General features: G+C 39.1%; 19 protein-coding genes. 6 read left to right on the top strand and 13 right to left on the bottom strand.

The genetic code is table 11. From position 1 onward, the window contains the following. The first annotated feature begins 20 nt into the window (after nt 1-20). From ACOKFG_RS09500 to ACOKFG_RS09490, 3 genes are read left to right on the top strand one after another with little or no spacing between them, the layout of a single operon-like run. Nucleotides 21-2225, top strand: coding sequence for a RelA/SpoT family protein (locus tag ACOKFG_RS09500; RefSeq protein WP_298793724.1), 2205 nt, complete (start codon nt 21-23; stop codon nt 2223-2225). Nucleotides 2226-2267: 42 nt separating this feature from the next. Beyond that, on the top strand, nt 2268-2723 hold the full coding sequence (locus ACOKFG_RS09495) for a Fur family transcriptional regulator (RefSeq protein ID WP_298793853.1): 456 nt from the start codon (nt 2268-2270) through the stop codon (nt 2721-2723). Nucleotides 2724-2735: 12 nt separating this feature from the next. After that, nucleotides 2736-4004, top strand: a complete 1269-nt coding sequence (locus ACOKFG_RS09490; RefSeq protein WP_298793723.1) for an adenylosuccinate synthase — start codon at nt 2736-2738, stop codon at nt 4002-4004. Between the two features lie 35 nt (nt 4005-4039). Here the strand turns inward: ACOKFG_RS09490 and ACOKFG_RS09485 are convergent, their stop codons facing one another. The 11 genes from ACOKFG_RS09485 to ACOKFG_RS09435 form a co-directional block, all read right to left on the bottom strand. Further along, nucleotides 4040-5218, bottom strand: a complete 1179-nt coding sequence (locus tag ACOKFG_RS09485) for a Gfo/Idh/MocA family protein (protein ID WP_299484820.1) — start codon at nt 5216-5218, stop codon at nt 4040-4042. Nucleotides 5219-5221: 3 nt separating this feature from the next. Next, entirely contained in the window at nt 5222-6553 is a 1332-nt protein-coding gene (locus ACOKFG_RS09480; protein ID WP_298793721.1) for a Gfo/Idh/MocA family protein, read from the bottom strand. Nucleotides 6554-6563: 10 nt separating this feature from the next. Beyond that, nucleotides 6564-7886, bottom strand: coding sequence for a 3-keto-disaccharide hydrolase (locus ACOKFG_RS09475; protein WP_422862188.1), 1323 nt, complete (start codon nt 7884-7886; stop codon nt 6564-6566). A gap of 88 nt (nt 7887-7974) precedes the next feature. Next, entirely contained in the window at nt 7975-9279 is a 1305-nt protein-coding gene (locus ACOKFG_RS09470; RefSeq protein ID WP_298793720.1) for a TRAP transporter large permease, read from the bottom strand. Then, a complete protein-coding gene (locus ACOKFG_RS09465) occupies nt 9279-9737 on the bottom strand; it encodes a TRAP transporter small permease (RefSeq protein ID WP_298793719.1) in 459 nt (152 codons plus the stop codon). The genes ACOKFG_RS09470 and ACOKFG_RS09465 overlap by 1 nt, the downstream gene beginning before the upstream one ends. 8 nt (nt 9738-9745) lie before the next feature. Then, nucleotides 9746-10729, bottom strand: a complete 984-nt coding sequence (locus ACOKFG_RS09460; RefSeq protein ID WP_298793718.1) for a TRAP transporter substrate-binding protein — start codon at nt 10727-10729, stop codon at nt 9746-9748. Further along, complete coding sequence (gene uxaC, locus ACOKFG_RS09455; RefSeq protein WP_422861126.1) at nt 10722-12134, bottom strand: glucuronate isomerase; 1413 nt, start codon at nt 12132-12134, stop codon at nt 10722-10724. Before uxaC ends, ACOKFG_RS09460 begins: the two co-directional genes overlap by 8 nt. Further along, nucleotides 12131-13696 carry a solute:sodium symporter family transporter gene (locus ACOKFG_RS09450; RefSeq protein ID WP_422861125.1) on the bottom strand — a complete coding sequence of 522 codons (1566 nt, stop codon included), beginning with the start codon at nt 13694-13696 and terminating at the stop codon, nt 12131-12133. Before ACOKFG_RS09450 ends, uxaC begins: the two co-directional genes overlap by 4 nt. A 25-nt stretch (nt 13697-13721) precedes the next feature. Beyond that, nucleotides 13722-14591: an inositol oxygenase family protein gene (locus tag ACOKFG_RS09445; RefSeq protein ID WP_298793715.1), complete on the bottom strand. Its 870-nt coding sequence runs from the start codon at nt 14589-14591 to the stop codon at nt 13722-13724. 21 nt (nt 14592-14612) lie between these two features. Further along, nucleotides 14613-15797, bottom strand: a complete 1185-nt coding sequence (uxuA, locus tag ACOKFG_RS09440) for a mannonate dehydratase (protein WP_298793851.1) — start codon at nt 15795-15797, stop codon at nt 14613-14615. An 11-nt stretch (nt 15798-15808) separates the two neighbouring features. Beyond that, on the bottom strand, nt 15809-16615 hold the full coding sequence (locus ACOKFG_RS09435) for an SDR family oxidoreductase (protein ID WP_298793714.1): 807 nt from the start codon (nt 16613-16615) through the stop codon (nt 15809-15811). A gap of 139 nt (nt 16616-16754) precedes the next feature. On the opposite strand from ACOKFG_RS09435, the gene ACOKFG_RS09430 reads away from it, so the two are divergent. Continuing rightward, a complete protein-coding gene (locus tag ACOKFG_RS09430) occupies nt 16755-17828 on the top strand; it encodes a LacI family DNA-binding transcriptional regulator (RefSeq protein ID WP_298793713.1) in 1074 nt (357 codons plus the stop codon). Nucleotides 17829-17912: 84 nt separating this feature from the next. Here the strand turns inward: ACOKFG_RS09430 and ACOKFG_RS09425 are convergent, their stop codons facing one another. Continuing rightward, complete coding sequence (locus ACOKFG_RS09425) at nt 17913-19268, bottom strand: helix-turn-helix domain-containing protein (RefSeq protein ID WP_298793712.1); 1356 nt, start codon at nt 19266-19268, stop codon at nt 17913-17915. A 282-nt stretch (nt 19269-19550) separates the two neighbouring features. Between ACOKFG_RS09425 and ACOKFG_RS09420 the strand changes: the two genes are divergently transcribed. Then, complete coding sequence (locus ACOKFG_RS09420; protein WP_422861124.1) at nt 19551-20411, top strand: TolB family protein; 861 nt, start codon at nt 19551-19553, stop codon at nt 20409-20411. 38 nt (nt 20412-20449) lie between these two features. On the opposite strand, the gene ACOKFG_RS09415 is transcribed toward ACOKFG_RS09420, so the two are convergent. Next, nucleotides 20450-20899 carry a nuclear transport factor 2 family protein gene (locus ACOKFG_RS09415; protein ID WP_299484813.1) on the bottom strand — a complete coding sequence of 150 codons (450 nt, stop codon included), beginning with the start codon at nt 20897-20899 and terminating at the stop codon, nt 20450-20452. 161 nt (nt 20900-21060) lie between these two features. Between ACOKFG_RS09415 and ACOKFG_RS09410 the strand changes: the two genes are divergently transcribed. Further along, complete coding sequence (locus tag ACOKFG_RS09410) at nt 21061-22179, top strand: serine hydrolase domain-containing protein (protein ID WP_299484811.1); 1119 nt, start codon at nt 21061-21063, stop codon at nt 22177-22179. Nucleotides 22180-22270 lie beyond the last annotated feature (91 nt).

Genomic DNA, 22270 nt, shown 5'->3' with positions numbered 1-22270 from the left:
TATGGTAACTTTAATTTACTATGACGGAGGCTGCTATCGAAAAAGAGAATAAGGAGATTGCCAAGCAATACAAAGAATTGCTTCGCATTAGCTATCAGACCTTGACCAATGAGGACAAGAAACTGATACGCTCTGCTTTTGATGTGGCGGTTGATGCGCATAAAGACCAACGACGCAAATCAGGTGAGGCGTATATTTTTCACCCCATTGCCGTGGCAAAAATTGTTGCTTCAAAAATTGGGCTTGATGCTGTCTCCATAGCTTCTGCCCTGCTCCATGATGTTGTTGAGGATACTCCATATACATTAGATGATATTGAGCGCATGTTTGGGGAGACCGTAGCACGTATTGTTGACGGACTAACCAAAATAGCTCACCTTAAAAAGGATAAGGATATTAGTCAGCAAGCGGAGAATTTCCGAAAAATGCTGCTCACCTTACATGATGATGTTCGTGTAATCATCATCAAAATTGCGGACCGGTACCACAATATGCTCACCATGGATTCCATGCCCGAGCACAAGCAGGTTAAAATTGCATCCGAAACCCTCTACATCTATGCGCCATTGGCTCATAGGATAGGTCTTTATAACATCAAGACCCATCTTGAGGACTTGAGTTTGAAGTATACTGAACCAGAAGTATATCAAGATATACAGGCGAAAATCGAGGATACCGAGGAAGAGCAGTTGGCCTATATCGATGATTTCTCCAATGTTATTCGAAATTCCTTGGATAAGGAGGGACTAAACTATAACATTAAGGGGCGGATGAAGTCCATCTTTTCCATTCGCAGGAAAATGAAGGCCCAAAACGTAACTTTTGATGAAGTATATGACAAGTTTGCGATTCGAATCATTTACAAGTCCGATAAAAAAAATGAGAAGTTCCTGGCATGGAAAATCTATTCCATAGTCACTGATCACTTCACACCCAATCCTATTCGTCTTCGTGATTGGATAACTTCTCCAAAGTCTACTGGCTATGAAGCCCTTCATATTACGGTGATGGGCCCAAAAGGAAAATGGGTCGAAGTACAGATACGAAGTGAGCGTATGCACGAAATCGCTGAAAAAGGGTATGCTGCGCATTTTAAATACAAGCATGGGGTACAAAAAGAACAGGGAATTGAAGAATGGTTGAACCGTTTGCAAGAAGCACTGGAAACCTCAAATGGAAATGCAGTGGATTTTGTAGAGGAATTCAAACTGAACTTATACTCAAAAGAGATTTTTGTTTTTACGCCAAAAGGAGAGTTAAAATCGATGCCCAAAGGGTCAACACCATTGGATTTCGCCTTTCACATCCATACAGAGGTTGGCATGAAGACCCGAGGAGCGCGGGTGAATGGAAAACTAGTGCCTCTCGGCTCCGAATTGAGCAGTGGCGACCAAGTTGAAATCATTACCTCGGAAAGCGCAAAACCCAATCAAAGCTGGCTTGATTATGCTCAAACGGCCAGGGCACGCTCTAAAATTAAGTCTTCGCTGAGCGAGGAGAAAAAAAGCATTGCCTCAGATGGAAAGGAAATTCTGCGAAGAAAATTAAAATCCCAAAAAATTACGCTTAATGAGGATACCGTCAATAAACTGGTGACCTTTTTCAAGCTTAAAACCAGTTTAGACCTCTTTTATAGAGTAGGAATCGGGGTTATCGACAATGAACGCATAAAAGACTTTGCCTCATCGTATCACAATGCATTTTTGAATTTCTTCAAGAATAAGATTCGTAGAAATCCTGTACCCAAAGATGTTGACAAGGAGGAAATAACCACCAAGTACGACATGCTTGTGTTTGGAAAGGAAGAGGAAAAGCTAACATACAAATTGTCCCAATGCTGTAATCCAATTCCCGGGGATGAAGTATTTGGTTTTGTAAGCGTGAACGACGGAATAAAAGTGCACAAAAAAAACTGTCCAAACGCCATCTCATTGCAATCGAACTATGCATATCGTATTATGTCGGCCAAGTGGATTGACTCCACCCAAGAAGAATTCGCAGCGGATATTGAATTAACCGGAATTGACAATTTAGGATTGGTAAACGATATTACCAATATCATATCGGACAACATGCATGTGAACATGCGTAACCTCAATTTTAGTGCGGATGGAGGTACTTTTACCGGAAAAATAAAATTGGTAGTAAAAAACAACAATATCCTTAAAAAATTGATGAACAATCTGAAGCAGGTTGAGGGCATCGATAAAGTGACCAGAATTTAATTTTTAGCTGTACCTTTGTCCTTTAGCATTGGTGAGAAGGCTATGGGAAACAACAAGAATCAAGAAATAGTAAAAAGTGTGTTCACCTCCTTTTTGGAAGAAAAAGGACACCGAAAAACTCCAGAACGCTACGCTATTTTACAGGAAATTTACAACAGTGATGATCATTTTGATGTGGAATCCCTCTACATTAAAATGAAAACCAAAAACTATCGAGTAAGTCGGGCTACGTTGTACAACACAATCGAACTTTTATTGGACTGCAAATTGGTCAGAAAACATCAATTTGGCAAAAACCAGGCGCAATATGAGAAGTCGTATTTCGATAGACAGCACGATCATGTCATTCTTACAGATACTGGTGAAGTAAAGGAATTTTGTGACCCACGCATTCAAACCATCAAAAAAACCATAGAGGAGGTTTTTGATATTAAAATCCATAACCATTCACTCTATTTCTACGGAACTAAAAACAAAGAAGAAAACCTAACCGAATAACCAACACATTTCATGGTAGATTTATTGCTTGGACTCCAGTGGGGAGACGAGGGAAAAGGGAAAATTGTTGATGTATTAACCAAAGACTATGATATTATAGCCCGTTTTCAGGGAGGTCCGAATGCTGGACATACTTTGGAATTTGATGGCATTAAACATGTTCTTCATACCATTCCCTCAGGAATTTTTCATAAAAATGCCATGAATATAGTGGGTAACGGAGTAGTTATCGATCCTGTCATCTTCAAAAAAGAATTGGACAATCTGGACAAGTTCAATATTGATATTGTTTCCAAACTTCTAATCTCAAGAAAGGCACATCTTATTTTACCTACTCACCGGTTGCTTGATGCTGCTTCGGAAACCGCCAAAGGGAAGGCGAAAATTGGTTCTACTCTAAAGGGCATTGGTCCTACCTACATGGATAAAACGGGAAGAAACGGTATGCGTGTGGGTGATTTGGAATTTGAAAATTGGAAATCAAAGTATCGTGCTTTGGCCGACAAACATGAAGCCATGATCGGATTCTACAATGTGGATATCCAATATGATTTGGCTGAATTGGAAGAAGAGTTCTATGAAGCGGTTGAAAAACTCAAAAAGCTCACCTTCATCGATAGTGAGGAATACATGTTCAGAGCACAGGATGAAAGAAAAAAAATATTGGCTGAAGGTGCCCAAGGCTCTTTGCTGGATATTGATTTTGGAACGTATCCGTTTGTAACCTCATCCAACACAACTGCTGCTGGAGCCTGTACCGGTTTGGGAGTGGCACCTGGCAAAATTGGACGAGTATTGGGAATCTTCAAAGCATACACGACAAGAGTTGGTAGCGGTCCCTTCCCTACAGAGTTATTCGACAAGGACGGTGAGACTATGGGTCGCGTAGGAAATGAATTCGGCGCTACAACTGGAAGACCCAGACGCTGTGGATGGCTTGATCTTGTAGCTCTAAAATATGCCGTGCAAATAAATGGGGTTACCGAACTGATGATGATGAAGGCTGATGTATTGAGCGGATTTAAAAACATTAAAGTTTGTACCGCTTATAAATATAAAGGAGAGGAAATTCAACACCTACCCTATAATATAGAAAGTGAAAACATTACCCCAATATATACCGAACTGAAAGGATGGGCCAAGGATTTAACCAAAATGACCAAGGCTGAAGAACTTCCTCCTGCACTTAACGACTATATTGCATTTTTAGAGGAGCAATTGAATGTACCCATCAAAATAGTTTCTGTGGGACCTGACAGGGTGCAGACCATACATCGCTAATCGTAGTAATTAAAAAGTTAAAGGCTGCGTTTAAATCAGATTAATCCTCCCTTCCAATCAACTACTTTTCCAGTGTGAAGGGCATCGAGGCCCATTTGTACACAAATGGCTGCTTTTGCTCCGCTTATCACATTCGATTTTGGCATCGAGTTGGTCACAATACTATCTCTAAAATCAAGTAATGCCTGTTTACTTGGATCCAAATGTTCTACAGTGATTGGAATCCCTTTTTCTTGGTCCCATTTGACAGTTGCACCAGAAACACCATCGACTTCACCTATTTGTCTGGATTCTTCCTTCTTCTCTGGATAAAACCAAGCCTCGGTGTAATCAATAGTTATTGTTCCCTTGTCCCCTAACACTTTAATCTGATAATCATCTTTGGAATTGCTGGTCAAACAGGTGAATTTCGCTCGTACTCCGTTGGGATAGGAATAAATCATATGAACATTATCGTATGTTTCTCGACCATCTTTCCAATAGTCGATGCCGCCGTCTCCTACCACCTTTATTGGAACTGCGTCTAATACCCAATTACAAAAATCCAATTGGTGTGAACAAAGCTCGGCCAGTAAACCTCCTGAGAATTGTTTATACATTCTCCAATTAATAGCTCTTTCGAATTCTGGACTCGGCACAGGTCTTCGCCAATCACCATTTCTATTCCATTGACATTCGATAGCTGTAATCTTACCTATTTTCCCATTCTGAATTAAATCTACAAGATGGGTATACAATCTAGAGCTATGGTATTGGTGGCCAGTCTGAAAAATATTTTTTGATTGTGAAGCTTTTTTAATCAAACTTTCAATGGATTCATATCCCTTAACCATAGTTTTCTCGCAGTAAACATGTTTTCCGGCATCCAAAGCGTCAAGAGCTATATGGGAGTGCTCACTAAATGGAGTGGCAATCAAAACTGCATCTATTTTTTTATCATTCAACAGCGCTGTATAATCTGAATATGCCTTTGCCTTGCCCTCGACTTTTTTCAATGCACTTTCCAATCTAAAAGGCAGTACATCGCAACAAGCGGAGACATTTAGACCTTCAATTTTATTTATAATTGGAATCAGTCCACCACCACGGTCTCCAGTGCCAATAACACCAATATTTATACTATCTTCTTTTGATGGATGGAGTACTCCGGCATTCATCGCAGACACTCCTGCTATGGCCAACCCCGTTTTGGACACAAAATCTCTTCGTTTCATCTCTTAAAGTTTAGGCTCCCAACCTTTTGCATATTCCCGTTTCCAACTTTTCGTCATAATTGTATCATCATTGACCACTCTTCCGGTCTTTGTATCCACTTCCAGTGTGTGCCCGGCGTCTTGCGCCATATTTCCCAAGTGGCACAACATGGTTGAGATACTGGCGTCATTGATGTCAGCATACAGAGATTCATCTTTTCTAATGGCATTGAAAAAATTACCTACATGATCTACATCCAATCCACCTATTCCCTGTGTATTGGTGGTTGCACTTTGGTTCGTCTCAAACTCCATCCTGACCGGATTGCCCGCCAAATCGTATAATTTGTAAAAATTTCTATCGAGTTGAATACTTCCCTTGCTTCCATAAATTGTAACTCCCCTTCCCGGGCGTTCTGGTTTCATGATACCTCTACTATGTCCGGTCCAAGTAATAAATTTATTGCCTGGAAAGGAATAGGTCACCTGCTGATTGTCTACAAATTCCCAATCATCATTATAGGTATATTTTCCGCCAAAAGAGGTCACACTCTCTGGAAGATCCACTCCTAGCGCCCATCGACAAATATCAATCTCATGGGTACCATTATTATGAATTTCCCCTGTTCCCCATGTCCGGAACCAATGCCAATTATAGGGATGTACATTGTCTCTATAATCCTCCCGTGGCGCCGGTCCTTGCCAAAGGTCCCAATCCAAAGTTTTGGGTACGTTTATTTTATTCCCTTTTCCAATAGAACCTCGGTTATTGGAATAATAGGCTTCCCCCTTGTATACTTCTCCAATAATTCCGTTTCTGATATCCGTTATGGCCGAGGCAGATGTCCTAGCTGATCTTTGCTGGTTTCCCATCTGCACTTTTTTGCCATATTTATTTTGCGCAGCGACCAACAGTTCATTTTCATGTGGATTATGACTGCATGGTTTTTCAACATAAACGTGTTTTCCTGCCTGCATAGCCATAATGGACATGGGGGCATGCCAATGTTCTGGAGTAGCTATAAAGACGGCATCAACGTCTTTATCTTCTAAGATTTTTCTAAAATCTTTTTCAACTTTGGGAACATAACCAATATTATCTTGACACCAAGTATTGTGTTCTTCAATAATTTTGTCATCTACATCACAGCTATACAGAATTCTAGCATTTGGATCTTGATGAATTGCGATGCAATGTGCTTTGGCTCGACTTCTAACTCCAATGACAGCAACACCAAGACGGTCGTTAGCTCCCAAAATGTTAGTGTACGCGGTGTTAGGCAGTATCATTCCACTTAAGGCTAAACCTGTAGTCCCCGCTGTTGTCTTTTTAATAAAATTTCTTCTCGTACCCATTATTTTAGGTTTAAAGTTGTTTGATTTTTATATTTCTGAAAACCACCTTATCTCCATGGTCCTGAAGTAGAATATTTCCTTTGTCTGCTTCTCCAAATTGAGGCCATGTCACATACTTGCTCTCTGAGACCAATTTTCGGTATTCGTCACTTTTACGTTCATATTCCAATACCTTGATTCCATTCAACCAGTGCTCCACATGGTTGTTATTTGAAATGATGCGTGCCGCATTCCATTCTCCAATGGGCTTTACATATTTTGCAGTATCTGCTTGAATGAGGTCATAAAGTGATGCCAGGGTTCGGCTGCCTGCATGATTACCCAATTTGGCATCTGGATGGCGTTCATCGTCCAAAATTTGGAATTCAAGTCCTATGGAAGATCCAGCACCCTTATTCAAATCGGTATTCACATAATATTTGATGCCGCTATTGGCTCCTTCCGTAATCCTAAATTCAAGTTTAAGTTCAAAATTGTCATATTGTGTTTCCGTGACTATATCACCACCAGCTTCGGATTCTCCGCCTCCAGAGGCAAGAACGGTCAATTCGCCATTTTCAATTGTCCATCCTGATTCTGGAAAATGGTCCAGTTTTGCTCCGCGCCAACCCGTAGTTGTCTCACCATCCCAAAGCATAGTCCACCCTTCATTTTGCTCGTGTTCGGTGAGTCTATTTTTCGTAATTACAGGTTGCAGCAGGGATTTTGTGCTATACTTTTTCAAATCTTCGGTAAGAATCCGAATATTTTTCCAACGTATTTCAGTTCCTGCTTCCTGTTTTTCGCCTATACTGTGGACCTGCAAACCAATAAACCCGGATGCAGTAGCATCATCAATTACATATGCCGCTGGCACATTATTAATCCAAGTTTTTATAGTATCACCAATAGCTTCTATCCGATAATGGTTCCATTCATTTTGCTTGAAAGCCTTTTGAGCTGCACTGTTTTTGGATAATGGATTCAGCCACCCTCTGCGGCCTTCTTCATAAATTCCGGCGCTCCAAGCTCGTTCTGATGGGTCAATCTCTATTTGATAGCCATGTACACGCCCATTGTAATAATCAGGGATACTGTTACTCCGTATTTGAATTCCTGAATTCATTGTAGAATCCACCAGATAATCCAATTCCAAAATAAAGTCCCCATACATCTTATCGGAAGTAAGAAAGGTATTGGGCGTATCGTGCTTTGTAATCCCAACTATGGCCTCATCATTCACCGCATATTCCGCGTTACCTCCTTTTACTGTCCATCCTTTTAAGGTTTCACCATCAAAAATTGACACCCAAGGGGCATTGTCTTTAGGTTTTTGTTCACAACCTACTATCATTGTCAGCATCAAAATTATGGACAGCTGATATAGGCCTCTTTGTTTATTCTTCACTTTTATATAGTTTAAACTATTCATCTTTTGTTCTTTATACATCAAATAAATTAGGCAACCACATAGTCAATTGTGGGATATAGGTAATAAGAAATAGCGCAATGATCATCGCCAAAAACAATGGTAATAAGGGTCGTATCACTTTCTGAATCGAAGTTTTTGCCACACCGATCCCTACGAAAAGTACAGACCCGACTGGAGGAGTACATAATCCAATGCAGAGATTCAAAATCATTATGATTCCAAAATGAACCGGGTCAATTCCCAGTTTAGTGACCACAGGTAAAAAAATCGGAGTAAAAATGAGTACCGCCGGTGTTATATCCATAAAAATTCCAACAAAAAGTAAAATGGCGTTGATAATCAAAAGAACTACGAACTTGTTATCGCTAATTCCCAATAACACATCACTGGTGGCCTGAGGAATATTTTCATAAGACATCGCCCATGACATACTTATCGATGCCGCTATCAACAGCATCACAATGGCAGTGGTAATAGATGATTCCAATAAAATATTAGGTAAATTCTTGAATGAGATTTCCTTATACAGAAAACCTAAAAGCATGGAGTATAAAACGGCTATGGCAGAAGCTTCTGTTGCAGTAAATATACCGGCCACGATTCCTCCTATAACAATGAAAAGTAATAAGAGGCTTGGGAATGCACTAACAAAGGTTTTTGCAATCTCGGAAACGCCAATGCTGCCTTTTTTAGTTTTACTGGTATACCCCTTCCTTTTGGCCCATAGAAGGGCAACTATCATTAAAAATACTCCTGTTAAGATGCCAGGCACATATCCTGCGAGGAACAATGCTCCAATAGAGATTCCACCACTTGCTAAGGAGTACACAATTAAGATATTGCTTGGGGGGATGATCAATCCGGTTGTTGCTGATGTGATATTGACGGCTGCACCAAATTCTTTTGAGTATCCTTCTTTCTCCATTTCTGGACCTAGAATGCTCCCCATAGCGGATGCAGATGCCATAGCGGAACCGGCAATAGCTCCCATGAGCATGGCAGCGACTATATTTATCAACGCCAATCCTCCTGGAAGTGCCCCCACCAAGGTTTTTGCAAAAGCAATAAGCCGATGCGCCATTCCACCTTTGTTCATTAGATTGCCAGCCAATATGAAGAAAGGAATCGCCAATAGCGCAAAACTATCAAGTCCTGCTCCCATTCTTTGTGCAACTGTAGTTGTGGCTGGTAGAAAAGGAATACTCACTAGCATGGTCAATAAAGCCGAAACGGAAATACTCCAAGCAACTGGAGTTCCTATCGCCAACAAGCCCAAAAAGCTAATAATCAACACTAAAATTGGAAAATACTCCATCAAGTAGTGGGTTTTAAAATATCTGAAATCTTGTAATACATAATTAAAAATCCACTTATGGGAATCACCAAATACACATATGCCAGCGGTATCTGAAGTGCCGGTGACAGTTGGTCAAGTACGTAGGTGATATAAACCAACCTACCCCCACCAACAATCATCGCAACTAAAGCGAACAGTGCTATAATCAGTTTAACCATAATTGACAATTTCATTTGCGTTGTCTTTTTCAATTTTTGAGGGAGGACGTCTATAGCAACATGCATATCTTGACCTGCTGCATATGCAGCACCCAAGATTCCGACCCAAATCATGAGGTAACGAGCCAACTCATCAGTAAATGAGCTTGGTGTTCCAACAACAAACCGCGTAAATACTTGCCACAATACATTTAATACCATCATCGCCATAATAACAATCAATGCACTACCCAGTATTTTATCTATTGCTTTTCTCATTCCCAGTTTCAGTTTACGGCTCTTATTTGTTGAATCAATGTCTGAAGGGTTTTATCACTCTGGTACTCCTCATATAATTGGTGTGTTTTTTCTGAAAAAGGAATTTTATTAGGCCTTACAATCTGTACTCCCGATTTTTGAATGGCCTCTAGAGCTTCGGCTTCGGCTTTTGCCCATAATTTCCTCTGGTAAACCACAGATGCATCCACTGCTTGCTGAAGCCAATCCTGTTCCTGTTTCGTAAGTTCATCCCAAAAATGGGTGCCGATAATCACAACGTCAGGAGAAAAGGTATGCTCGTTTAAAGAATAGTACTTGCATATTTCATAATGCTTTGATAGATAAAAGCTGGGGGGATTGTTCTCCGCTCCATCAACAACACCTTGTTGAAGTGATGTATACAATTCTCCCCAAGATATCGGTGTGGGAGAGCCTCCAAATCCTCTTACCATTTCCATAGCAGTAACACTGGGCATCACCCTGATTTTTTGACCTTTTAGGTCATCAGGGTGCCGTACGGGTATTTCCTTAGTATAAAAACTTCGGCTCCCTGCATCATAAAATCCAAGGCCTTTTAACCAATATTTTTTACCGTCATTCAGTAATTCCTGACCAATGGGGCCATCAAAGACTTTAAATGAATGTTCCCTATCCCGAAACAAGTACGGCAGTCCCAAGACTTTGGTTTTTGGTGCAAAATTTTCGAGTGTCGCTGCTGAAACCTTGGTCATGTCCAAGCTGCCAATCTGCAACAATTCCATTATCTGTCTTTCTGTTCCCAATTGCTGATTCGGGTAAATCTTTACCGAAAGTCCTCCACTAGAAAGTCTTGCCAGATCTTCACCCATTTTTACCAAAGCCTTGTGAACGGAATGGTTTATGTCCAATCCGTGAGCCAACTTAATGGTCTTTGTGGTCCTCGTCTTATTGCATCCCATAAAAAGAATGATGAAAACTACAAGGCAGAGATATTTGGACTTTATTTTAATCATTTTTAAAATTGAAGTATTCCTTTGCATTAAAATAACAGATGTCTTGAATGGTCTTTCCAATCAAATCCATGTCATTTGGCAACTCTCCATTCTGAATTTCTTCCCCAAAAAGATTACATAGTATTCTTCTAAAATATTCATGCCTTGGAAAAGACAGAAAGCTTCGAGAATCGGTAAGCATTCCAATAAAACAGCTTATCAGTCCTACATTGGATAGCGCATTCAACTGTCTGGTAATACCATCTTTTTGGTCCAAAAACCACCATCCTGAACCATATTGCACTTTCCCTTTACTAGTACCATCATTAAAATTGCCTGTCATAGCAGCGAAAACTTCGTTATCCGCTGGATTGGAATTGTATAAGATGGTCTTGGTCAATTTGTTTTTGGAATCCAACGCATCCAAAAATTGAGATAGACTTCTACCATGTGAAAAATCACCTATGGAATCCCAACCTGTGTCCGGACCCAAGGTCCTCAACATTCTGGTATTATTGTTTCGTAATGGACCCAAATGGAATTGCTGTATCCAATTGTAATCATGATAGGTCTCAGAAAGAAACAGCAAAAGAGCAGTTTCAAATTGTTTGATTTCTTTTTCAGCAAGTTGTTTTCCACTTCTTTTTTTCTTGAAAATGGCTGAAACTTCCTTATGTGTTGAAAGTTCAAAGGGTATACTTTCCAATCCATGATCCGATAAAGTACATCCATTGGTATCAAAATAAGCTATTCGTTTGGCTAAGGCTTCGCACAGCTCATCGTAAGAACTAATCTCTATGTTGGACACTTCTGACAACTTATCGATATATCCATTAAAGTTCTCAGCACCGATTAATAAAGCCTTGTCTGGTCTGAAAGAAGCACTCATCAGAAAATCTGAGTCATTTTGAGTCATTTTTTGATGGTACTCCAAAGAATCTGTTGGGTCTTCTGTGGTGCACACTACCTCAACTTTCATTTTAGCAAGTAAGGATGAACAGGAAAATTCTTTTGACCTCAACTTTTCGTTGGTTATATGGTATATACTTTGGGCGTTATTTTCATTCAATAGATCGAATACATCAAAATACCGAGCCAGTTCTAGATGTGTCCAATGGTATAATGGATTTCTTATGGTTTGCGGAACTGTTTTTACCCAGGCCATGAACTTTTCTTCGTCGGAAGCCTTTCCTGTTATAAATTTCTCACTAACTCCTGCGGTTCGCATGGCTCGCCATTTATAATGATCTCCATGAATCCAAGCCTCGGTTATAGTATTGAATTCACGATTGATGGCAATATCTTCTGGTGAAAGATGGCAGTGGTAATCTATTATGGGTAAATCTTTTGCATAGCTGTGGTACAGTTCTTCAGCAAAGCTGTTTTGCAATAAAAAATCTTTATTTATAAATGATTTTTCCATCATGATAATAAAACATAAATCAAAATTGTAATTGCTGTAAGTGCAACTCCAAAAGCATTAACAAAACGCCAAGACTTCTCTTCGCTTCCTTTTCGTTCCACGTATGCAGCTTCAGGATACATTTTTGAAACTAAAAACATAATGATAAAATTCAGTACAAATTCTATTCCCCACAGATGGATAAAATGGATATCAACATCTAAAATGAAAGTCGTCAAAATATAAAATGCGAAGCCAAAAAACAGACCTGCCTTAGCTCCCGTTTTGTTTATATTCTTAAAGAATATTCCAGCAATAATCACTGAGGAGATGGGAATAAAAAAGATACCATTAAGTTCTTGAAGCAAAAAGTACAATCCGTCCGGGGCATAGGCAACCAAAGGGGCAATGCCAATTGCAAGTACGGCAAGAATAACAGAAGTAATCTTACCGAAATGAACCAGTCTTGCATCTGAAACTTCCTTGTTAATCAGTTTTTTATAAATGTCATAACAAAATATGGTGCTCGCTGAATTGAGCACACTATTGAACGTGCTCAGCACAGCTCCTAGGACAACCGCAGCGAAAAATCCAAAAAGGTAGGTCGGTAATACCTTCTTAACCAACAGTGGATAGATTAAATCAGGAGTATTTAAATATTGGTCTTGGAAATAATAATATGCGATCAATCCTGGCAACACGATAATCAAAGGGACAAACAGCTTAAGTATTCCTGTATAAATGAGGCCCTTTTGTGCTTCTACCAAATTTTTAGCACCAAAAGCTCTTTGTATGATAGCCTGATTCATTCCCCAGAAATATAATTGGTTAATCATTAAACCGGTGAACAGGGTTGAAAAAGGCATTACAGAATCTTCGCTTCCCACAATATCAAACTTGTCAGGCGCAAAATCATACACTGTTCCCAAACCGCTAAGAATGTTCCCATCACCTATTTGATATAATGCAATAGCAGGAATTAACAGGCCTCCTAGCAAAAGACCTACTCCATTTAAGCTATCAGAATAGGCTACTGCTTTCAATCCACCAAAAATGGCATACATAGAGCCAATAATACCTATCACAAACACGGTAAAAAGCATCGCTCTTTCTTTTCCAATCCCGAACATTGTGGAAAAGTCAAAAACACTTTCAATATTGATAGCTCCAGAATAAAGAACTATTGGCAATAGCGTTATTACAAAGGATAGCATTAAGAGGAATGCAACAATGGACCTCGTAAGGCCATCATATCTTTCTTCTAAAAATTGCGGAATGGTGGCCAATCCCATTTTAATGAACTTGGGAATAAAAAATATAGCTGCGATTACCAATGCAATTGCCGATGTTACTTCCCATGCAATTACGATTATACCATTCTTATAGGAACTGCCGTTCATTCCTATTAGATGTTCTGTAGAAATATTGGTCAGAATCATTGACCCTGCAATAATGGGACCTGTAAGACTTTTGCCAGCCAAGAAGTATCCTTTGGCGGACTTAAAGTTGTCTTTTCGTAATCTATACGTGGTATAGACAATTACGAAAAGGGTGAATCCAAAAAAGCCTATATATGTGGCCAGCATTGTATTGGATAGTTAGGTTAAAAAGCTAGAATCTCAATTTTTCAGGTAAATACTTTGCCACTAGATCTTCATAATATGGTTTTAGAGTGTTAACATCTGGTGGTACAGGGGCCTTTGAATACAGGTCATACGGATTGAATTTTTTCACCCACTCGAACATTTTATGGTCATGTTCACTCATAAGATGGTCGTAAGCGTTTTCACGATGCTGTGCATAGAATGAATGGTATCGAATCATATATAGTGCAGGTTCTGGTAAATAGTCTTTCATGATTTGATAGAGATATTCATCGTGCCCCCAACTCATTTTGACATTATCCAAGCCACAATTTTCTTCGTAAATCCCATATTTATGGTTATATCGATCATCGATAGAATCCATGTTTGTTTCGAAAAATTCTGGATATACAATTTTATCTGAGAACTCGCATCCAACAGGGAAGGTATCTCCGACGACGGCCCACTGCGGTTCTCCGAACAGGCATAGTACCTTACCTACATCATGCAAGAAACCGGTCAACACAAACCAATCCGGATGGCCATCAGCTCGAATAGCTTCACTAGTCTGCAAAAGGTGTTGTAATTGGTCCAGATCTATATCGGGATCGCTATCATCTATCAAAGTGTTAAGGAAGTCGACAGCTTCCCAAAGTGACATTTCTTTTTTATCAAACTTCAAAAACTCATTTTCCTTTTTGCAGACAAAATCATAGTTCTGATACTGGTGGTTAAGCTTATAAAATTCCCGAACGGTATCTACCCTATCTGAATTTTGATAATCCCTAAATTCTTCCTTTTCCTTTTTTGGTGTATCAGGGTCAGGATAACGTTTTAGCACATCATCTTCCCAATGCTCCAAAGATTCCAAAGGGTTGTTTTTATCCATCTTTTTCATGTTCGATAGTTTTTTTGAATTTTATTGGTTCCATATAGATTTGGCTATACCCATTTCCAATCCTCTAAGCTCCGCCAACCCCCTTAATCTTCCAATACAGGAATATCCGGGGTTTGTTTTTTTCTTAAGGTCATCTATCATTTGGTGTCCGTGATCAGGTCTCATCGGTATTTCAATGTCTTTTCGACCTTCATTCATGCGTCTCTGCTGTTCCAAAAGCACCAATTTTATTATTTCATGCATATCCGAATCTCCATCCAAATGATCGGCTTCGTAAAAATCTCCTTTTTTCGTCCGCCTGGTATTTCTAAAATGCAGAAAATGAACACGATACGCAAATTTTTTAAAGATTTGTGACAAATTATTGTCTTCCCGAACTCCTAAAGACCCTGTGCAGAAAGTTATACCGTTATGTATCGACGGAATCTTATCAAACAGATATTGATAATCATCCTCCGTGCTTAAAATTCTGGGCAATCCCAAAATCGAAAAAGGAGGGTCATCCGGATGGGCACAAAGAAGTACATCGACTTCTTCGGCAACAGGAACGATTTCTGAGAGGAAATAAACCAAATGCTCCTGTAATTTTGATTTTGAGATTCCCTCATAGGTGTCCAAAACGGCTTGAAAGTTTTCCAAAGAGTACCCCTCTTCTGCCCCGGGCAGTCCAGCTAAAATGTTTTGGGTCAGCTTGGCAATATCTTTGTCACTCATCACATCAAATGCGGATTTTGCATCTGCTTGTTCCTCTATAGAATATTCCTTTTCCGCTTCAGATCTCTTCAATACAAATAAATCAAACGCAGTAAAAACGTCCTTTTCAAAAAGCAAGGCCTTAGATCCATCCGGCATTTCATAATCCAGTGAAGTGCGTGTCCAATCCAAAACGGGCATAAAATTGTAACAGACTATTTTTATTCCACAACTTGCCAAATTTCTAATGCTATCCTTATAGTTTTCAATGAATTGCTGAAAGTTTCCTTTTTGGGTTTTAATATCTTCATGGACAGGTACGGATTCAACAACCGTCCATTCCAATCCTTGCGATTCTATAATTTCCTTCCGCTTTCTGATTTCAAAAATTGGCCAAACCTCTCCATTAGTGATATGGTGCAATGCGGTAACTATGCCTGTGGCTCCAGTTTGTTTAACATCTTGAAGCGATATGGGGTCATCTGGACCATACCATCTCCACGTTTGTTTCATTCTTAACTCTTTCATACCCCACTAAAAATGTTGAACCCTCCATCAATAGGAATTACAGCTCCCGTAACAAATTTTGATGCATCACTGCACAGAAAATGTAAAGCGCCGTTAAGCTCATCCGGTTCCCCAAATCTGCCCATGGGTGTGTTTCTAATGATGTCAGCCCCACGTTCAGTGTATGTTCCATCTTCATTCAGCAGTAGGCTTCTGTTTTGATTTCCGATAAAGAAACCAGGAGCGATTGCATTTACCCTTATGCCATCATTAAACTTTGTGGCCATTTCCACAGCCATCCATTTTGTGAAATTTTCCATGGCAGCCTTGGATGCAGAATACCCCGCAATTCGAGTAAGTACGCGTGGTACAGCCATAGAAGAATAGTTTATGATCGTTCCAGAGCCTTGGTCGGCCATCACTTTTCCGAATACCAAAGAGGGAATTACCGTTCCGTTCAGGTTCAATTCCGTAACCTGGTTGAAATCATCTAATTCTATATCAAAGATGGTTTGATTCGGTTGTATGGTAGCGCCGGGTAAATTTCCTCCTGCAACATTAAGAAGGATATCAAGTCTTCCAAATTTTTCCAGAACAACATCACGAACAGCTTCCATTGATGATTTTGACAATACATTTCCTTCCAACAATACTACTTCACCCCCGCTATTGCGAATAGAACTTACCAGCTCAGTACCGTTCTGTTTATTCGTTGTGAGTAGCGCCAACTTAACACCTGAAAGGGCTAGGCTCTGGGCTGCTTCGCTTCCCAAAACCCCAGTTCCTCCTGTTATCACGGCTACCTTATTTTTTAAGTTGAACATGGTTTTCAAAACCTCGTATTACGTATTTTTAGTTATTTTCGTGTGCGCACACGTTAAAAATATAAATTCATCTCACATAATACAAATCTTAGGCCTGGAAAATCACTGAAGGTTGTATATTAACAACTTTGTTCAACGCATGATAACGATTAAGGAAATAGCAAAACTTGCCAATGTGTCCCCTGGAACGGTAGACAGAGTGATACATAACAGACCCGGTGTTTCTGAGAAAACAGCACAACGGATACGGGAAATTTTAAAGGAGCATGATTTTAAAGTTAACCGAATCGCTCAATCGTTGGCTTTAAAAAAGAAGTTTACCATCGCCGTTATGCTTCCGGGCTATGATGAAGAGAATCAATTTTGGAAATCACCACTTGAAGGCATTCATAAGGCTGGAGAAGAGGCTATGAGTTTTGGAATTGATGTTAAAACATTCGCTTTTGACCAAAAAAGCCCAAAATCCTATGTGGACTCGTTCGGTCTTCTTTTGAAAACCAATCCTCAAGGTGTTGTTCTCGTTCCCACTTTTAAAAAAGAGACTAAGGAACTTACCCAGATATTGTTGGAAAAAGAGATTCCGTTCATTTTTTTAAATATTGCCTTGGAGGGTCATGACAATCTTTGTTTTGTTGGACAAGATTCATTCAAAAGTGGCTACCTGGCAGCTAAGCTGATGCAGCTCTGTCTAAACGAGAATGACGACATCCTTACGGTTCACTCAAGATCGAACCTTTCCAACGTCAATAATATATCAAAACGGATTAAAGGTTTTGAACATTATTTCAAAGCGCTAAAACTGAAAAATACCAACCACAAAATTGAGATAGAGGATTTTTGGGATGCCAAAAAGTTCCGAGATAAAATTACTTCGCTACCACAGGAAGGCAATGAAATTAAAGGAATCTTTGTGCCTAATAGTAGAGCACACATTATTGCCAAGCACATCGAGGATTTCGGAAATAAAATTCCCTATTTAATTGGTTTTGATATTACCGAGCACAATTCGAATGCACTGGCAGATGGTAAAATCACCTTTCTAATCTCACAAAAACCGTTTCAACAGGGGTACCAATCAGTTAGCGGTCTTTCGAAATTCTTGTTATACAATACACCACTTCAACCCGATATTTTATCTCCTATTGAGATTATCACCAAGGAAAATTTGCCGAATGGACAACAAAAGGATTATACCATTTTTCCTAGCTTGTAGAATATCATATTCTGGCCATATACTGCCCACCACATATCGAGCCCAAATTACAAGTGAAAATGCGGCTCAAATAGGAAAATGACATCATGAAGTATTTCGTTCCTGTCTCATAAACTCTCTTGGGGTCATATGTACTTGTTTTTTAAACGCTGCATTGAAACTTGACTTCGATTTGAAACCGGCCTGATTAGCGATTGCCTCAATAGTTAGATTTCTACTACTTAGGTCTTTCAATCTTTCCTTAACTTCTTTTACCCTATAGTGATTAACAAAGTCATAAAAATTTTTACCCAAAACGTTATTGAGAACCATACTCAGTTGTTTTGGATTCAACTCTAACGCATTTGCCAAAGTGTCTAGACTCAGATTGACATCTGTATATAACTTCTGATCCTCCATTAAAGAATGGAGTTCATTTTTCAAATGCGAAAGAACCTCAGTTGTCATTGAGTGATTTCCATTGAACCGGTTAATTTTTTTATGGAGTAAAAAGAATTTTGAATTAGAAAAAATTTCAATTCCCAGCCATAATAGGACCATTCCGAAAATCAGCCATAGCGGGTTATAAGAAACCGTGGCCACTCCAAAATCATATATCCAAAAATTTAAAAAGATAATGACGGCCCAAGACAGAAACAACATTGTTAATCCAGATAGGAAACGGAATATCCATGTGGTTAATTTGATATTTTTGATTACGTTCTCAGTCTTCCATTGTTTAAAACAACGATAAGCTTGAAACACATAGATTAAGCCCAGGAAAACTGAAAGAAATTGTTCGAAATGGGATAATCGAACCTCAAAAGGAGAAAACATAAATAGTTGCTTGGTAGCTTCAGGTGCTAGCAACAGTATTGTATAATATAGGAACATTACTCCGCCAGGCAAAAAATGAAGCCAGTAGTATTTGTTCCATTTAAAAGAGTTCACAGTTAAACTTTTTATATAGAAAAAAACCAGAGGGCCCAACATTAAAATGAATGAAATGGGAGTAAATAAGCTTTTGTAAGAATTGGTCAAACCATAGTTTACACCGTATAACTGATTCTTAAAACCATAAAGGGATAGAATCAAAATAACACTGGCAAGAAATACATTCAAAGACCTCCTGCGTACACTGCTGATCAAGAAGAAAAGAGATAACAAAATACCAATTGCAAATACCGGATATATCAACTTGGTATAAACCTGACCTAGCATACCCGTTTCCAAAAAAGGTGAAAGTTCCTCATCTATCTTTTTGCTAAATCCAATCGGACTTTCCACCAACTGCATGCTACATCTAGGACACAAACCTTCTTCATGAAATAATAGTCCATCATGGTCACAGCCGCAAGGAGGACATCTATAAACAACTGTCTTTTCGGCACTCACGTCTTCTTTTTGAAAGCCATACGCCCCTAAAAGCGTAATCATAAAACAAACAAAAAACAGTTTCATATTAGTTTCATTCCTTATTGGACCAATGATTATAAAAATACCAAATAGAGTTCTAAAGTTCCTGTTAATTATCCACAACTAAGTTGACATCTAGGTTAAAAGCTTCTTTTAATGGAAAGAAATGTACGTTTGGAAGAATTCATACAAAATGACTCCGGACCTAGACCGCTAAAGGTGCTTGTTAGGAATAATTTTATGATGCTTTTTCTAGACAAGTCAGCAAACGCTTCATGTGAAAACTTGACGGTTTTTAAATTATAAATTTCAATTTAACCCATGCATATGCGTATTTCAATGTTCTTATTAATGTTCTGGCTTGGATTCCAATTTGGATTCGGGCAAGTTTGGTCACCAGATGGTAATAAAATCGCCTTTTTCTATATTCATACCATCGAAGATATCTATACGGTAAACATTGATGGTACTAATTTCAAGATTCTTGAAGGGCACCCTGAACGGGATTTCGCTCCTCGCTGGTCACCTGATGGAAAACATATAATTTTCACATCCGTACGTGATGGACATCATGAAATATACCGTTTCAATAAACAGGGTGAGCAATTGGAAAAACTTACCGAAAGTGACCATAACAGTGAAGATGGCGATTATTCTCCAAACGGGAAACATATCGTATTTAGTAGTAACAGAACTGGCAACCAAGAACTTTATATAATGGATAATGATGGTTCAAACCTAAAACAGCTCACCCACACCGAGGCATTGGAGAGTACTCCCCGTTGGTCGCCAGATGGTTCTAAAATTCTTTTTAGACATCAGATAAGTGAAGAGGCCGAAGCAGAACTCTATACCCTTACCATAGGGAGCGGTAAATTAATGCGGCTAACCAATAGTCCTGAAGGAGAATTCCATCAAAGTTGGTCTTCAGATGGCAAGCAGATTTGTTATATAAAAGTTGTAAATGGGATTTTCGAAGTCCATGTCATGCCATCAGAGGGCGGGGAAAGTCATAAATTAGTTAGTAAAAGTGGTTATCAAGCTTTCTATCCAAATTGGTCTCCAGACAACAAGCACATCGCCTTTACACGTGATGTTACTGAAGGAACTCAAGAGGGGTTGCCGGCTCTTTTTGTAGTTGACATGAAAGGAGAAGAAAAACTAATATCAAGTGGGAATAGTTTTTAATTCATCGATACATCAGCAAGGATCGAAAAATCAATCCTTCAATTCATCGAAAATTGTTTGGTAATCACTCGCCAGCCCGTTTCAAATTTATACAAAGTGAGGTAGTCAACATATTTTAACTCCTCCTCTTCATAAAGAATCAACTTTACCACTGCAGTATGGCCCTCGTAATCTATCTGCGCAAATTCCCATGTGGTCGACTTTAAAGGAAGGTTTCTTTTGCGAACACTTTTAGTATCTTCTAGCCATTCTGATCGCGTCCTAGTATAAAAAGTTCCTTTGTAGAGCACATTCATTCGGAATTCTTCATGAGAACCTTCTTTAATCTTATCAAGATTCCCTTCTAGGTATAAAGGCTCTATATCACACTCTACAATCAGTTTTTGAAGATCATCTTTGGTAGGGTTCTCTTGCCCAAGCAAAGTATGAACCGTTACAGAAAAGAATAAGACAAATTGAGGGAAAAACGACTTACCTATTATGGACATTAAATTTAATGGATGATCCTTTCTTGGTATTTTCAGTTGCTTTCAAAATGTACGAATACTTCTATCAGCACATGAAATGAGGTGGATTTATGAAACCGAATGGCCTCGGATTGAACAGTAATCTCTAACTTTATTTGCCTGCGGAATTACTCAAACCATCTATGAAATACTGGAAAAGAATTTTTTATCAACTGCTGCTATTTATTCCTACATTTTTGTTTTTAGGTCTTCATTGTCTATTCGCACAAGCTTCGGATTATTTTCCCAAATCCGATTGGCGTATTGCCAGTCCAAAGGATCATAATATGGACCAGAACAGGATAGAGGAGTTTGTGGCGCAATTAAAGACTGGGAAAGTCCAAAAACCCATAAGCTCTTTTTTGATTGTGAAAAACGGTTATTTAGTCGTTAATGAAACCTTTGGAAGTTATAACGGTACACCACATACTTTGCAATCAGTTACCAAGAGTATTACATCTACCTTGGTCGGGGCGGCTATCCAGAATGGGTTTATTTCCAATCTTGATCAAAAGGTGATCTCTTTTTTTCCAGAATACAAGCAAATTGACCACCTGGATGCCCGAAAGAAAGCTATGACCTTGGAACATGCACTAACCATGCGAACAGGACAGGCATGGACGGGAGAACGTCATCTAGATCCTTTGAATCGATATCAAGGAGATAGAATGAAATATGTGCTGGATTATACAATGGAAACTCAGCCAGGTAAAGTATGGTACTACAATAGTGGCATAGCGATATTAATGGGAGGGCTTTTAAAAAACGTAACAGGGATGTCGACACAAGATTTTGCTCTGCGGTATCTTTTTGACCCTCTGCATATTGAAGATGCAAAATGGAGATGGAGTCACAAGGGAATACCACATACCGGTGGTGGCCTTTTTCTTAAACCAACCGATTTGGCAAAAATTGGATATCTGTATCTAAGAAACGGACGATGGAACGGAAAACAAATATTACCAGAGTGGTGGGTAGAAAAAGCAACGCAAAGGCACGTGCCTGATACGGAAAATATTGCTGGTATTTCCAAAATCAGTTATGGATATATGTGGTGGTTGATGAACATGGATAAAAAGAGTAAATCCAGTGAATCACCCGAAATTTATATGGCTTACGGGCATTGGGGTCAGTTTATTTTTGTGATTCCAAATTATGATATGATAGTTGTTTTCACTAACGACAGCTCCGCCTCGTATTCAGACGAAATCCGACCTATTTCGTTGCTCTATGATTACGTGTTGCCAGCGATTCTGAAATAGTGGCTAAATAATCAGTATTGACTTAAAAACTAATTTAAGAATGATAAGATAGCACCGTGATTTATGAATTTAATTTTAAAAAATTCCAACG

The sequence above is a fragment of the Flagellimonas rhodophyticola genome (assembly GCF_049332665.1).
Classification (GTDB): domain Bacteria; phylum Bacteroidota; class Bacteroidia; order Flavobacteriales; family Flavobacteriaceae; genus Flagellimonas.
The sequence above is the reverse complement of the archived record's forward strand: the minus strand, read 5'-3'. Positions and strand labels throughout refer to the sequence as shown.

Bases quoted from the DNA above. Each gene is read 5' to 3' on its own strand.
- ACOKFG_RS09500 (WP_298793724.1), top strand. From the start codon at position 21: ATGACGGAGGCTGCTATCGAAAAAGAGAATAAGGAGATTGCCAAGCAA.
- ACOKFG_RS09495 (WP_298793853.1), top strand. From the start codon at position 2,268: ATGGGAAACAACAAGAATCAAGAAATAGTAAAAAGTGTGTTCACCTCC.
- ACOKFG_RS09490 (WP_298793723.1), top strand. From the start codon at position 2,736: ATGGTAGATTTATTGCTTGGACTCCAGTGGGGAGACGAGGGAAAAGGG.
- ACOKFG_RS09485 (WP_299484820.1), bottom strand. From the start codon at position 5,218: ATGAAACGAAGAGATTTTGTGTCCAAAACGGGGTTGGCCATAGCAGGA.
- ACOKFG_RS09480 (WP_298793721.1), bottom strand. From the start codon at position 6,553: ATGGGTACGAGAAGAAATTTTATTAAAAAGACAACAGCGGGGACTACA.
- ACOKFG_RS09475 (WP_422862188.1), bottom strand. From the start codon at position 7,886: ATGATAGTAGGTTGTGAACAAAAACCTAAAGACAATGCCCCTTGGGTG.
- ACOKFG_RS09470 (WP_298793720.1), bottom strand. From the start codon at position 9,279: ATGGAGTATTTTCCAATTTTAGTGTTGATTATTAGCTTTTTGGGCTTG.
- ACOKFG_RS09465 (WP_298793719.1), bottom strand. From the start codon at position 9,737: ATGAGAAAAGCAATAGATAAAATACTGGGTAGTGCATTGATTGTTATT.
- ACOKFG_RS09460 (WP_298793718.1), bottom strand. From the start codon at position 10,729: ATGATTAAAATAAAGTCCAAATATCTCTGCCTTGTAGTTTTCATCATT.
- uxaC (WP_422861126.1), bottom strand. From the start codon at position 12,134: ATGATGGAAAAATCATTTATAAATAAAGATTTTTTATTGCAAAACAGC.
- ACOKFG_RS09450 (WP_422861125.1), bottom strand. From the start codon at position 13,696: ATGCTGGCCACATATATAGGCTTTTTTGGATTCACCCTTTTCGTAATT.
- ACOKFG_RS09445 (WP_298793715.1), bottom strand. From the start codon at position 14,591: ATGAAAAAGATGGATAAAAACAACCCTTTGGAATCTTTGGAGCATTGG.
- uxuA (WP_298793851.1), bottom strand. From the start codon at position 15,797: ATGAAACAAACGTGGAGATGGTATGGTCCAGATGACCCCATATCGCTT.
- ACOKFG_RS09435 (WP_298793714.1), bottom strand. From the start codon at position 16,615: ATGTTCAACTTAAAAAATAAGGTAGCCGTGATAACAGGAGGAACTGGG.
- ACOKFG_RS09430 (WP_298793713.1), top strand. From the start codon at position 16,755: ATGATAACGATTAAGGAAATAGCAAAACTTGCCAATGTGTCCCCTGGA.
- ACOKFG_RS09425 (WP_298793712.1), bottom strand. From the start codon at position 19,268: ATGAAACTGTTTTTTGTTTGTTTTATGATTACGCTTTTAGGGGCGTAT.
- ACOKFG_RS09420 (WP_422861124.1), top strand. From the start codon at position 19,551: ATGCGTATTTCAATGTTCTTATTAATGTTCTGGCTTGGATTCCAATTT.
- ACOKFG_RS09415 (WP_299484813.1), bottom strand. From the start codon at position 20,899: ATGTCCATAATAGGTAAGTCGTTTTTCCCTCAATTTGTCTTATTCTTT.
- ACOKFG_RS09410 (WP_299484811.1), top strand. From the start codon at position 21,061: ATGAAATACTGGAAAAGAATTTTTTATCAACTGCTGCTATTTATTCCT.